The following is an 11,942-nucleotide window of genomic DNA, read 5'->3' as shown; positions in this document are numbered from 1 at the left end:
GTTTTGTAGAAATGAACTTCCAAATAGGTCAAATAATTAGAGAAAAACTGGAACAGAAGGATATTACCTTCCGGAAATTTGCCGACCATATGGGAATGAGCGAACGGAACCTTCAAAATTTTTTCAAGCGAAAGGATATTTCCGCATTGCAATTGCAACGCGCATCGGAGTATTTAAAAGAAGACCTAACTACCTATTACAAGCCAAAAAACTTAATGAGTATAGCTCAAGATGTTAATGAAACATTAACGGATAGTAAGCTAATTAAGGTCAATATTGAGATTGCTGGAGAACTTGAGGCGATGAAGAATTTTCATGAGCTTTTAAAGGAGTTCAAGACCTCTGCAAAGAAACTAGGCTTTCAACTAACATAGATATGAGTGAACCAATAGATCCAAGGGAAAAGTACGGCTTTTCGGATGATGACATTAAAGCAATATTTGAAAATTCTGGAATTGATCCAGAAAAGCACACAATTCAACTAAAATTCAAATATCCAGCTGACCAGGCGCTGCCTATAAATTATAAAAAATTCATACAAGCTATTATTCCCATTGCCAAGGATTTAGGCTTCGAAAAATTATAAAATTTACTTATCGCAATACAACAAAATGGACTTTTCAGTAGAGAAAGTACTAGATAATGTTCGAGTAATAGATGTAGACCGAAAATACCGGTTCATCCGAAGTTATTCGGGACAGCTGTACAATGATTATTATGAGAGAAATTACATTGGGTTGGGCCTTAACAAAGTGCCTTATTCTATCATAAAACAAGCATCAAAGACAGATGAACCTACTTTTAATCAGTTAAGATTATCAATTAAAAGCATTTATGATTTTAAAGAAGGAACAGTAACGGGATGGGCTAATCAACTAATAAACTTTGAGCATATTTTGAAACCGGGTGACATGGTAATAATGCCTAATCAAAATTCCTCTGAGTATGCATTCGGAATTGTTGAAAGTGAAACTTATCTAGCTAAAGAAGACAAGACTTTCTTATTCGAGGGTAAATATGAGGTTGTCCCGGAAAAACGCAAAAAGGTTAAGTGGTTAAAACAAATTGCCAAAGATGATTTGAATGGAGATCTGCGCGGATTAAGTGCTACCCATGCTGCAATTACAGCTGCCGATGATTATAGCGATGCTATTGAAGGACATTTATCCTCTCTATTTATCAGAGACAACAGAATTTTCTTCACTATAAAGATCAATCAGGACGAAGACATAAATGCCTTTGCATTCAATGACTTCCTTTCTGGTTTGACATACTTTTATAAGGAATATTGCGAGGTGCATGGTTTTGCAGATAACGAGCAACTTTATCTCAAGATAAAAATGCAGTCAAGAGGCAAAATGGCACTTACAGCCCTGATCGCTGGTGGTGTTGTTTTTGTTGCAACCCTATTCGCTTTATCTGACAATCCGGAATTGAAAGCAGAACTTGGACCATACAAGTTCGATTTCAAGGCGGATGGATTCTTAAAGACATTATCGCATCACAAAAATGAGGATGCAGATAAGGAACTTGAACGAAGAATTAAGTACGAAAAATTTCGTGACAGTATTGATAGATTAAAAGCCAATTCAATACATAATCCAGTTAAGGCTAGCGACGAAAAAGAAATTCACCGGGAAATTAAACGTATACACATTCAAAAAAACACAGTGAATAACATCCAAGTAATCGAAGACAAGTCTACAGATAAGGATTCAACAGCTAATGACTCGGACCCTAAAATTAAAGAGGACTAATACGCTAATCTATAGTAGAGACCAGCAGCTAAAGGGAACAATAACAGAGATACAATGAATGACGTTACCAATAAAATTACCATCAATCTTGTATCTCCAATTTTCTTGTCAATCTTAAAAACAGCATAGCATAGGTAATAGAGTGGGCTATAGATAGCCAGCATCTCTATACCAATAATGCAGATGCAGAAGATTAAGAATATCAGTGACATTTCAATTCAAATATAAATAAAACCAATAGAACGGCGAAAAGTTGAGCGCAACAGCAATGTAAATATTTAAAGAGCCGCTATGGCAGTCATTTACAATAATTCTTTAAAACGAATTAATCGCCTAATTATGATAATTAGGGCAGCATCCAAAGAGCCCGATTAAAAACCAATTATATCAAACCTTATGAAAGTATTTTTAAGCTGGTCTAAACCACGCAGTCAAAAAGTTGCTGCCTTATTAAATGCTTGGATACCATGTGTAATCCAATCTGTTGAGACCTGGTTCTCTCCTCAAAATATTGAAGACGGAGAACTATGGTTTAACTCTATTCAAAGCCAGGTTTCCGAAATCATTAACGGTATTATCTGCCTAACCCGAGAAAACAAAGATCAGCCTTGGATTTTGTTTGAAGCTGGCGGCTTAGCTAGAGGATTGGAAAAAAATCGAGTTTATGTTTTAATGATAGATCTGACCGGTGACGAAATTATACTAAGCCCCTTATCAGCATTCAATCACACCAAGCCTACTGAAGATGGAATTAGAAAATTAATGCACGTCATAAATGGGCGTACTTTGAAACCAGTTAATCCTGTGGTATTGGACCAAGTGTTTGATAAATTTTGGCCCGACTTCGAAGAAAAGTTCAAGAAAATTTTAGAAGATACAGAGGCCGAAAGTAGCAGTACTATAACGAAACTTAGTGAGAACAATGACAGTGAATCTAACCAATCTGTGGCACTATTAAGGGAGGCAATAAAAGGAATTAGGAATCTCGAGAAAGCTGTAAATAAGTTTCAATCTAAATCTGCAACAACAAATGAAGAGGTTTTGACTGCTATAAACAGAAAAATGCATACAGGAAAAGATGTATCACAAGCAATTACGGAAATATCCTTATTTGATTACTACGATTTAGTGGTTAAAAACAAAGAGAACCTTTCAGAAAAAGGGCTTGGGCTATTCTAAGATCACCTATAACATAACTTACAGCAATAGTGTAGTTTTTCAACACTTGCTATAACATTTCAAATTAACTATTTGAGCAACAAAGCCAAATGTTCACCAAACGGAATCACTTGTAAAAGCCTTCTCATGATGATTGAGAGGGCTTTTTTGGTTGAGAAAAGCGTTTAGTAATACCTGCAAAGTCTCATATCTGATAGTACACTGTCAGCACATCAACTAGCCATAACCAACAGATTTATGGTTTACTTTAAAAATCCTTCTTAACCTCAAACGCACAAAAGCAGATAACATTTATCCGGTAGCAGTTAGAGAACTAATTCGCTCTTTGGCCATTACGTCACGTTTTATTCTAACGATAGGTGTATAACCTCTAAGTATATTTATTTTTATAATTTCTCTATTTTCATCAAAATATTCTTCGAACTCTTCTATAAGCACAAAAAGTGTAAGGAAACCGTTTTCACATCTAATTGTATATTCCGGAGGAGTTAACTAGGTGATTCCGTGTCAAAGTAACGCCTATTTATCTGGCAAGAGTGCTAAAGCGTGTATGCGGTAGCTGGTATTGAAAGTAATGATTTTAAATGTATTTTTTGATAGTTGGTTCCGACTTTCGTTTCTTTCTCATCGAGTCGCATTTGGGTTCAATGCGGTGCACATTGTGAACGATCCGGTCTGGAATAGCATCAGCGATTGTTTTCTCACCAAGAACTTCATGCCACTTACTGACCGGAAGCTGTGAGGTGATGATCAGTGGGTTTTACCATGCCGGTCTTCGATGATTTTCATCAGGGCAACCCTGCTTTGCATATCAATAGGCTGAATGCCAAGTTATCCAGAATAAGCGATTGTTGCCTTTCTATTTTGGCTATTTCCTTGACATAAGAACCATCAGCGCCTATTCCCCAACCGGTTGACCTGACGCCACTGCTCGACAAAATGCGTCTGAACCGTCAGGCAATGGCCAACATGAAGCTGACGTTCAGCAACCGGATATTCAAAAAGAATGACGAAACAGTGCAGGAGATTTCAGAAAATGTCAACGCCTGATAATTAACAGCCCAAAACGAGGCGGTCAAAGGATGGTTTGGAACCACCTACCGCAAAATCAAAAGCCGGTACATGCGCCTTGTCACCAGTCCGAACAGAAGTAGTGACAGCCTTGACCGGCTGAAATATAAAACCAAATCCAAATATGGCGAAGTTGACCAGGGCGGTTTCATCTTTTATCGTCACCTGGTGTTCGTGCACAAGGGTGCCGGCAAGGGTCATGGCGGAACCAAGGGCTCCAGCTGGATTGGCCCAGATGGCCAGCGTAAGCGAACTAACCCGGTTTCCTTTGGCAAAATGAATACCGGTGAACGGCAGGCTGAGGAATGGTTGAACCCGGTACTGAGGCAGAGGTGCCTAAGCTGGCCGATATCGTGGCCGGCTTCAAGGCTAATGCAGCGGTAAAGCAGGTGCAGATCAAATAACTACAAGGTAAATTGGATAAAACTCTTCTGTGTTGGTGGTTAATTATTACCTTTCTGTTGTAAACTCAATTAACTACATGAAGCGATATTTATTCTTTGCTGTCTGGCTACTCCCGTTTGCGGGGATTGGCCAAACGAAGCCTGGGCGGCTTATTCAACTTATGAGCAAACAAAATACACCAATCAGTAAAAAGTATGATTCTTTGGGCAGCCTTGATGGCAAAGTCAAACTGGACATAATTAGAGCGACAGATATGACAACTGACAGCATCTGGGGGGGACTGCAGTTTCAAGTAGAACGTGGTGACCAGGCAATAATAAATATAATCGATAAGGCAGAAATTCAGTTGTTTATCAAAACCCTTCTGAAACTGAAGGATGATACTGAAATAAGGCAACACGGCAAAGTCCGAATTACTTCTTCCAACCGATTTCAATTTAACGTCACCGAAAACAACCTGTTGCACTTATGGAACTACCAAATCGTCATCGATACTTTCTACCCAGATTCCGACTTTAACTTCGGAAAAGAGGGTCTGGTTGAAATACTTGACAAATTGGACAAGGCGTCAAAAGCACTCACAAGTACTAATTAAATAGAAAGCTACCGGCAGATACCCGGTAGCTTTTTATCATCTAAGCCGTGCATTGCTGGTCACTTGGAAATTCTTCAGAAAGTGATTCTGCAAAATCTTAACCGATTCTAATTTATAGTCATCATCCAAATGTGCATATCGTTCAGTCGTCTGGACCTTGCTGTGACCTAATATTTCTTTTAAACCTTGTATGTTGCCGATTGATGTCATGTATAAGTAACCAAACGTGTGCCGGCCTACGTGGCTGGTAAGGTAAGGCGCTTACCAATATTAACCTTCTCAGCAATTTCTTTTAGCGTACGGTTGTACTCCTGTTCCGACGGGAGGTTAAAATACATTCCTTGACTATCTATTACAAATTGGTTGGCCATCGGCATAATCGGTACAATCAACCGCTTCTTTTTCTTCTCATTCTTTTTCGGAATGAAGTCAATATAATTTTCATCAACCCGCCAGTCGGAGTTTATCCTGTATACATCCGATATACGAAGGGAAGTGAAGCAGGTAAATAAAAAGGCTCTTAGTACCTGGTTCCAGTGAGAACTCATGTACTCTTCGGCGTAAAACTTCACAAGGCGTCCAAGTTCATCCCTGTTCAGGTAGGTGGTACGCCATTTGGGTTGAGGATTCGGAAACTTCAAAACATCCGGTTCTATAAAGATCATTGGCTCTTTAGCGGCTATGGTGAGGTGAGCCTTTACATCTCTGATCTTAGTCCATACCTGGCCAGGTTCATAGTCTTGCTCCATCAGGTACCGTTTAAACTTAGCAACGAATTTTTGGTTCAAAGTGTCATAACGCCAACTGGGATCGAACTTGGCCATCAGGGTAATGGTGCTTTTGATGTTACGGAAAGTTTTATGCTCAATGACCTTATCTCTGTACCGCGCTTTGTTTTCAGTAATCATAAAACCTAAAAAGCTTTCGCGGTTATCAAAAGTCTGTACCTCCCTGCGAAATATATCCAGATCAATATAAGCTTTCTTAAGTCGGTAGCTACGCAGGATCTCGGTGTGCTTGCCCTGCTCGGTGGCGATGAGGAGATTATAGTCGTCAACATCCGGGTCACGCTTTCGCTTTGGCAAAAGTTCACCCTTGACCACATCAACCTTGTCGGCAGGCCATCTTAATTTTAGAGGAATTTCTGTGTGAGCGCCATTTATTACGACTTGTAAATAAATGGATACTTCACCGGTTTTAGACACACGTCTTTTGTTAAACCACAGGTTTGAACTGAAGCTGTACATTTCTTCTGCTGTTTTTTTCATGTCGGAGCAATGTCGGAGCACGAAATACTTTAGCTTACCGGATAAAGCCATAGAAACGCCTTTTACAGCGTTTAAAAGCAATAACCGCTACATTTTATTGTAGCGGTTATCTGCTTGAGTACCCAGAGCCGAAGTTCTTTCAGCATTTTAATTATTTATAAATTAATTAGTTAAAAAAATCATCGGAGCAGAATCGGTTAAACAGTTGATTTCTGTCTATCAAATCCCCTCACTTCATTGAGCAATTGTATATGCGCCTCCTGCAACGAAATATATTTTCTCTGGAGGTCCAAAAGCTCATTCTTTAATTCTGATTTATTGAAAGTGTCGTAATGAACTTCTTCTTCCTGGAAGACATACTTATTCATTTCCGGCAACTGATCAGTAAAATCATGCCTTATAGACTTCCCAATTTTAAGCACATAGTCAAGTTCCATGTACTCTTCGTCCAAGATGTTGTTTAAGAGCGTACGACTACGGCCGATGTCCTTCGCGATCTGAGTTTTGTTTTTCCCAGATCGGGTCACCTCATTTTTTACAATATCGCCAACCCAAACTTTCATAGTTGACAAAATTCTTTACACAACTGGCAATATTTATTTACAATATCTCTTGCATATATGTACATATACTTTCATATTTGTACACAAAGTTTACACATTCGTACACTTTATTCAATCACACATTAGTGCTATGGATAAAAAAGAAATTAAAAAAAGCTTGCTAGGTCATTTACCTAGAGGCTTTTCTTCTGTAATCGCAAAAAAGATTTATGAGAAGACTGGCAAAAAGCCGAGCGCTTCTTACATCTCTCGGGTTGTCAATTCCGAAACTGAATTTTGGAACGATGACATAATTGAAGAGGCACTGGGCATTGCGGCAGAACAGAAGAAAAAAACACAGACGTTCACAACAAAAGCGGCTGCATTATGATACCGGCTGGACTTCAATTAGGGGAAACGGAATTCGGTAGAATTGGAGCGGAGCTCGTGGCAATCCACGAAGGACATAAAACTACTCTGGAGCACTTGCCTAAACATCTACTTGTCGTAATAGACAATTCTATGAATCAAATACATCATGAAGCGCTCAATGAACTGAAGATTTCAGATCCAATGCACAGACGACACAAATTTTTAATGTGCAATAACAGCAATTTTGACCTTACTGCAGATATAAAAGCAGGGCGTGAAACATTGCAGATGGAGTACGTCACATGTGAACATAGGGGTAAGTGTTTTGTCGAAGGTCGCCTTTGTCAGAGCCTAATTATCAACGAACACAAAATCCGGCTTTCTGAACTGCGGGTCATTTCCCAGATAAGAAAAGGCTTCTCGGACAAAGAGATCTGCTCTAATCTGAATATAGCACTCGACACGCTTCGCTCACACAAGAAGAGCATTCAACTAAAACTCAACGCGCCTAGAAAGGCCGATATCGCAATGCAATCTATTAAATACGGAATATCATGATTACAGCACAGGCAAGACATTACCCAACTTTTATGACACTGGAAATTATTTTCCCAGATCGAAAAGAACGTGAATTTGCAAAAGCGGACAACGCTATTGAGGCTCAAAAGCTTCTGAATTACAAAAACCAACAGTACATTGTTAAGAAGCTGAAGTCATGGCTAAACCAACGTCAGATCGCAATTAGATATGGCATGACACCCAAAGACCCAACAACGTCCGCCAGGCTATACGTACTACTTGGTTTTTATGAGCGACAGAGAGCTTTCCACGGACTCTGTTCTTTCATAGCCGAGCACAAGTCTTTTTTCGTGGATATCGCGCCGCCCGAGACATCCAATCAATTCAACTACTATAACACCATCATCAGGCCAATCCTGACATTTTGCGAGGAAATGTGCAACACAAATATTAAAAAGTGAGCGATCGTTCTTAAATCTTTCGGATTGCCTTGGAAACGAAACACCCAGCATCCGGATAAAGCCATAGTTTATGAGAGTAGCCGGTTATTCACTTCCGGAAGTATTGGGCATGAGTTCTTTATACAGTAGTTAAAATCATCAATGTTGAGTTTTACACCGGCCAGCCCTGCCGGCATTTGCTGAGGATACCCCCAGCCGCCCCGCCGAGCGTATCGGCTTTCACAAAAACCAATCCATCAAGTATATGAGCAAAGCACTTTCCCCCGAACAAGTGGACATTATTCAAGCCTGGGCAAATTCACAAATTCCCAAGCCGACATTAACACTAACTGATTTTGAACCTGCTTCCGGCGCAAATGGCGTTTTGGTTGAGTTCAATGAACTGACCATTGACCAAGCACAGCAGCTTCACGAGCTGCGCAGGAAGATCCATTGCCACGTAAGTATTGGCAATAGCAAAAACCTAGATCATGTTGTTTTTGACAAACTGTTCCTGGCCGATAAACCAATGAGTTATTGAACGCCATGATCTTCTATATCATACTTCTTGTAATCGTCCTGTTCATTATTGCTAATGCATGAAAAGACAATGAAATGCCTATAGGATATGTCATACTCGGACTGATAGTGCTATGCGCATTGTCTTTCCTTAACCGGCGCCGGCGAACTAACCACCGGCGCCGCGATCAGCAGAGTTTCCGGGAATACAACCGGCAGCGAAATAAAATGGTCAAACATTAACCAATTAAAATTCATGGAGAATAAACACCTATGGCCTACTATTGAGGCCTTCCTACAACACACTTTTAAATCATCTAACGCCAATGAGTCTGGCCCGAGCCGTTATGAGCTCTTCTTAGATTGCTTAACCATTAAGCTTAGAAACCCGATACAGAAACTTCCAATATTGTGCTTGGTAAGTAACGGCCGCCCCACCGGTAAATCTACTTTGTTATGGATGATCGATACGCTTTTTGAGCTTGATTGTATCAATGCTGACAGCGAAATGCTAGCCCACAGAGGCAACGGATGGGCTGAAAGTGGGGTGGTATGTATTGATGGCGGTTTCTTATCCCCTAGTATGATTAGAGTTATGGTGACGAACCTAACAAGCCAAGTTATAAGGGTACGTAATCCCTACGAACATGCTCGTTATATTAAAAGCAGAACATGGTTTATCTGCGCGACAAACGAGCAAGACCGTGTTTACGATGACTACACGGAGGGCCGGTTCTGGATCCAGCATTTGCACCCAGTGGTTAAGGACGATCATTTCCTTTACCAAAAGCTTTGCGTAGAACTACCGGAGTTTAAATCATTTTTAAAAGGCCGGCAGCCGGTAAATCCGCCCGATTTCATGTATGGGTTTAACCCGGACTTGTACTCACCGAAAACAACAACTGTCTAACCTTTCCTAACTATATACTACATGGCTCCACGTCAACATAAACAAACTACCACGATTAATCCAGAACACCAGGAAACGTACTTCGAAAAACGCATGTACGAGATTGGCATAACTAACACCGCTGATCACTTTTTCAAGGTAGATGTTGAGTTTCCGGGTACCAGCTACAAACAGCCGATCTTTGCGCCAACTGAGAACGGCGACATCAAGATACACTACCCTTGCCTGTATGGTGGCGCTGAACCCATTGCTGATTCTGAAAACGCCTTTTGGCGGATACGTATTCACCCGGACAATCAGCATGATCCAAGGCACAAGTATTTCCAGCAGCCTAATTCGGGCGTTCATATTTTCCACCCGCCAAGCATCCTGAAAAAATTCAAGGATAAAGCTGAGATCAAAACCCTTTACGTTGTAGAGGGTGAGTTTAAAGCTTTCGCCGGCTCTCTCGCCGGACTTGACATTGTAGGCCTGGGCGGTAAAGATTTGTTTAAAGATCCGGAAGGTGGTCTGCATGGCGATATACAAGCGCTCATCAAGGCTTGTAAGGTTGAAAACCTCGTTTTGTTACTTGATGGCGACCTGTTCGAATTGAACTGGAACATCGTTGATGAACCGCAGAAAGACCTGGCTAAACGCCTTAATTCTTTTTACAGCTCAGTGAAAAACTTCAGAGAGCTGGCGAAAGAAAAAGTGAAAGATGTTTACTTCTCCCATGTAAAACAGGCCTATATCCGAGAAGCGAAAGGCCTTGACGATCTTTTATTCTTATTACGCGGCCAAGAAGACAAGATCCTGACCGATATCGCAAAGCTAGCCGACTCCAGGGTTTATTTTAAAACACTCAATCTGAAGACGGAAAGCGTCAACAAGATTAAGTCCTATTTTCTGCTTACCTACAATAAAAACCTGCCGGCATTATTTTATGCCTGGCATGAAGATACAATCAAAGAGCAGGTATTCAATTTCAATGGAGCTTTATTCCAGTTCAGCAAAGACATCGGCTTGGAGATGGTTAAGCACGAGGACAGCGCGCAGTATATCCGCGTGGCCTGTGATTACTTTAAAGAGATCAAAGTACCTAACTCAAAAGGTGTGCTGGAAAAACGCCGCATTCCCTGGAGTAAGGGTGAGATCACCATGGACTATGTAAAAAAAGGATTCGAAAATTTCTTCGATCAGATTCCGAAGTACGATGCATTCTGCAACGTACCCAATAACACTAAAGAATACGAGCAGGTCATCAACAAATGCTACAATATGTACTACCAGCTGGATCATGACCCCGAAGCTGGTGACTGGAGCTCAATCAGAAGTTACTTAACGCACGTTTTCGGTGAGCATCCGATCGGTGACGGCAGCACAACAAGTTTAGACCTTGGTTTGGACTGTATACAACTTAAATACCTCAGACCAACGCAAAAGCTACCAATCCTTTGCCTGGTTAACCGCGAGCGTAATACCGGTAAATCAACTTTCTTATGGTTGATGCGTGAAATATTTGGCGAAAACGCAACGGTAATTGGCAACCAGGAGATCAATGACCAGTACAATGATGACTGGGCATCCAAAGCTATCATCGGCATTGATGAGGGCTTTATTGATAAAAAGATCGTACTGGAGAAAATTAAGTCTCAGTCTACTAATGACAAGATCAAGCTGAGGGGCATGTATGCCGGGCGTCAGGATGTAAGCTTCTTTGGCTGGTTCATTCTGACCTCTAACGATGAAGAAAACTTTATCGTGATCGATAAAGAAGAGATTCGCTTTTGGGTAGTGAAGGTGCCTGTATACAAGAAAGAAGATCCGCACTTACTGGAGAAAATGATCGAAGAACTCCCCTACTTTTTGCATTACCTGCAGAACAGAAAGATCGTTCACCCGGAGAGCGGCCGCTTCTGGTTTCATAAAGACCTGCTGGAGACCGATGCCCTTCGCAAGATCAAGGAAAAATCAAAAGGTTGGTTTGTCCAGGAACTGAACGAGGCTTTAAAAGAGCACTTCTTCGATTACCGGTACCATACCCTTTACTATAGCCTTAAAGAAATTTATGATTTACTGAACGGGCCAAGTTCCGGCGTTCGGTTTAGAAAGGGTGATATTAAAGAGCAGCTCCAGGCAAAGCTGGGCCTTACCCCACGTATGGGCCGCTACCAATTCCCTAACGATCCGTACGGCAATAAAAATACGCGCACGGATGATAAAGTTGGCAGGTGCTACGAATTCCGAATTGAAGACTTCCTGAGCGAAGACGAGATCCGCAATGAACTGGGCGATTATATGGACTACGACCAGGTTCTGGAAATGCGGAAGACCGGTAAGCTAATAGACGACGAAGACAATATCAAATTTAACTAACCGCGTT

At 41.0% G+C, this 11,942-nt stretch carries 16 protein-coding genes; 11 read left to right on the top strand and 5 right to left on the bottom strand.

The window, feature by feature from the left end:
- Window positions 1–11 precede the first annotated feature (11 nt).
- The 4 genes from KHS38_RS12020 to KHS38_RS12005 all read left to right on the top strand — a co-directional run bounded on the left by KHS38_RS12020 (window position 12) and on the right by KHS38_RS12005 (window position 2,936).
- Window positions 12–374, top strand: a complete 363-nt coding sequence (locus tag KHS38_RS12020) for a helix-turn-helix domain-containing protein (protein WP_213488790.1) — start codon at window positions 12–14, stop codon at window positions 372–374.
- A gap of 2 nt (window positions 375–376) precedes the next feature.
- A complete protein-coding gene (locus KHS38_RS12015; protein WP_213488789.1) occupies window positions 377–586 on the top strand; it encodes a hypothetical protein in 210 nt (69 codons plus the stop codon).
- Window positions 587–611: 25 nt separating this feature from the next.
- Window positions 612–1,757 (top strand): DUF8426 domain-containing protein, encoded by a 1,146-nt coding sequence (locus KHS38_RS12010; RefSeq protein WP_213488788.1) that lies wholly within the window; start codon window positions 612–614, stop codon window positions 1,755–1,757.
- Between the two features lie 396 nt (window positions 1,758–2,153).
- Window positions 2,154–2,936, top strand: coding sequence for a hypothetical protein (locus tag KHS38_RS12005; RefSeq protein ID WP_213488787.1), 783 nt, complete (start codon window positions 2,154–2,156; stop codon window positions 2,934–2,936).
- Window positions 2,937–3,516: 580 nt separating this feature from the next.
- Here KHS38_RS12005 and KHS38_RS12000 read toward each other — a convergent pair.
- Complete coding sequence (locus KHS38_RS12000; protein WP_502887933.1) at window positions 3,517–3,630, bottom strand: ATP-binding protein; 114 nt, start codon at window positions 3,628–3,630, stop codon at window positions 3,517–3,519.
- A 359-nt stretch (window positions 3,631–3,989) separates the two neighbouring features.
- Window positions 3,990–4,208 (bottom strand): hypothetical protein, encoded by a 219-nt coding sequence (locus KHS38_RS11995; protein ID WP_213488786.1) that lies wholly within the window; start codon window positions 4,206–4,208, stop codon window positions 3,990–3,992.
- 280 nt (window positions 4,209–4,488) lie between these two features.
- Here KHS38_RS11995 and KHS38_RS11990 point away from each other — a divergent pair, with 280 nt between their 5' ends.
- The gene (locus KHS38_RS11990) at window positions 4,489–5,007 is read left to right on the top strand and encodes a hypothetical protein (RefSeq protein WP_213488785.1); all 519 of its coding nucleotides are present in this window, start codon (window positions 4,489–4,491) and stop codon (window positions 5,005–5,007) included.
- A gap of 36 nt (window positions 5,008–5,043) precedes the next feature.
- Here the strand turns inward: KHS38_RS11990 and KHS38_RS22525 are convergent, their stop codons facing one another.
- The 3 genes from KHS38_RS22525 to KHS38_RS11975 form a co-directional block, all read right to left on the bottom strand.
- Window positions 5,044–5,217 carry a hypothetical protein gene (locus KHS38_RS22525; RefSeq protein ID WP_502887932.1) on the bottom strand — a complete coding sequence of 58 codons (174 nt, stop codon included), beginning with the start codon at window positions 5,215–5,217 and terminating at the stop codon, window positions 5,044–5,046.
- Window positions 5,218–5,243: 26 nt separating this feature from the next.
- Window positions 5,244–6,275, bottom strand: coding sequence for a phage integrase SAM-like domain-containing protein (locus KHS38_RS11980; RefSeq protein ID WP_213488784.1), 1,032 nt, complete (start codon window positions 6,273–6,275; stop codon window positions 5,244–5,246).
- A 197-nt stretch (window positions 6,276–6,472) separates the two neighbouring features.
- Window positions 6,473–6,838 carry a hypothetical protein gene (locus tag KHS38_RS11975; protein ID WP_213488783.1) on the bottom strand — a complete coding sequence of 122 codons (366 nt, stop codon included), beginning with the start codon at window positions 6,836–6,838 and terminating at the stop codon, window positions 6,473–6,475.
- A 130-nt stretch (window positions 6,839–6,968) separates the two neighbouring features.
- On the opposite strand from KHS38_RS11975, the gene KHS38_RS11970 reads away from it, so the two are divergent.
- From KHS38_RS11970 to KHS38_RS11945, 6 genes are all read left to right on the top strand, one after another.
- Window positions 6,969–7,208: a hypothetical protein gene (locus tag KHS38_RS11970; protein WP_213488782.1), complete on the top strand. Its 240-nt coding sequence runs from the start codon at window positions 6,969–6,971 to the stop codon at window positions 7,206–7,208.
- Window positions 7,205–7,747, top strand: a complete 543-nt coding sequence (locus KHS38_RS22520; RefSeq protein WP_502887931.1) for a helix-turn-helix transcriptional regulator — start codon at window positions 7,205–7,207, stop codon at window positions 7,745–7,747. The genes KHS38_RS11970 and KHS38_RS22520 overlap by 4 nt, the downstream gene beginning before the upstream one ends.
- The gene (locus KHS38_RS11960) at window positions 7,744–8,169 is read left to right on the top strand and encodes a hypothetical protein (protein ID WP_213488780.1); all 426 of its coding nucleotides are present in this window, start codon (window positions 7,744–7,746) and stop codon (window positions 8,167–8,169) included. The genes KHS38_RS22520 and KHS38_RS11960 overlap by 4 nt, the downstream gene beginning before the upstream one ends.
- Before the next feature lie 244 nt (window positions 8,170–8,413).
- The gene (locus KHS38_RS11955) at window positions 8,414–8,689 is read left to right on the top strand and encodes a hypothetical protein (RefSeq protein ID WP_213488779.1); all 276 of its coding nucleotides are present in this window, start codon (window positions 8,414–8,416) and stop codon (window positions 8,687–8,689) included.
- A 234-nt stretch (window positions 8,690–8,923) separates the two neighbouring features.
- A complete protein-coding gene (locus KHS38_RS11950; protein WP_213488778.1) occupies window positions 8,924–9,577 on the top strand; it encodes a hypothetical protein in 654 nt (217 codons plus the stop codon).
- A gap of 21 nt (window positions 9,578–9,598) precedes the next feature.
- The gene (locus KHS38_RS11945; RefSeq protein ID WP_213488777.1) at window positions 9,599–11,935 is read left to right on the top strand and encodes a primase-helicase family protein; all 2,337 of its coding nucleotides are present in this window, start codon (window positions 9,599–9,601) and stop codon (window positions 11,933–11,935) included.
- The last annotated feature ends 7 nt before the right edge of the window (window positions 11,936–11,942 follow it).

Source organism: Mucilaginibacter sp. Bleaf8, assembly GCF_018390515.1.
GTDB lineage: Bacteria > Bacteroidota > Bacteroidia > Sphingobacteriales > Sphingobacteriaceae > Mucilaginibacter.
Note: the sequence above shows the minus strand (reverse complement) of the source record. Positions and strands in the feature narration are given on the sequence as shown.

Excerpts from the sequence above, each read along its gene's own strand:
- KHS38_RS11995 (WP_213488786.1), bottom strand. The coding sequence starts at position 4,208 with ATGACCCTTGCCGGCACCCTTGTGCACGAACACCAGGTGACGATAAAA.
- KHS38_RS11970 (WP_213488782.1), top strand. The coding sequence starts at position 6,969 with ATGGATAAAAAAGAAATTAAAAAAAGCTTGCTAGGTCATTTACCTAGA.
- KHS38_RS11955 (WP_213488779.1), top strand. The coding sequence starts at position 8,414 with ATGAGCAAAGCACTTTCCCCCGAACAAGTGGACATTATTCAAGCCTGG.
- KHS38_RS12005 (WP_213488787.1), top strand. The coding sequence starts at position 2,154 with ATGAAAGTATTTTTAAGCTGGTCTAAACCACGCAGTCAAAAAGTTGCT.
- KHS38_RS12020 (WP_213488790.1), top strand. The coding sequence starts at position 12 with ATGAACTTCCAAATAGGTCAAATAATTAGAGAAAAACTGGAACAGAAG.
- KHS38_RS11960 (WP_213488780.1), top strand. The coding sequence starts at position 7,744 with ATGATTACAGCACAGGCAAGACATTACCCAACTTTTATGACACTGGAA.
- KHS38_RS11975 (WP_213488783.1), bottom strand. The coding sequence starts at position 6,838 with ATGAAAGTTTGGGTTGGCGATATTGTAAAAAATGAGGTGACCCGATCT.
- KHS38_RS22520 (WP_502887931.1), top strand. The coding sequence starts at position 7,205 with ATGATACCGGCTGGACTTCAATTAGGGGAAACGGAATTCGGTAGAATT.
- KHS38_RS11945 (WP_213488777.1), top strand. The coding sequence starts at position 9,599 with ATGGCTCCACGTCAACATAAACAAACTACCACGATTAATCCAGAACAC.
- KHS38_RS12015 (WP_213488789.1), top strand. The coding sequence starts at position 377 with ATGAGTGAACCAATAGATCCAAGGGAAAAGTACGGCTTTTCGGATGAT.
- KHS38_RS22525 (WP_502887932.1), bottom strand. The coding sequence starts at position 5,217 with ATGACATCAATCGGCAACATACAAGGTTTAAAAGAAATATTAGGTCAC.
- KHS38_RS12010 (WP_213488788.1), top strand. The coding sequence starts at position 612 with ATGGACTTTTCAGTAGAGAAAGTACTAGATAATGTTCGAGTAATAGAT.
- KHS38_RS11990 (WP_213488785.1), top strand. The coding sequence starts at position 4,489 with ATGAAGCGATATTTATTCTTTGCTGTCTGGCTACTCCCGTTTGCGGGG.
- KHS38_RS11980 (WP_213488784.1), bottom strand. The coding sequence starts at position 6,275 with ATGAAAAAAACAGCAGAAGAAATGTACAGCTTCAGTTCAAACCTGTGG.
- KHS38_RS11950 (WP_213488778.1), top strand. The coding sequence starts at position 8,924 with ATGGAGAATAAACACCTATGGCCTACTATTGAGGCCTTCCTACAACAC.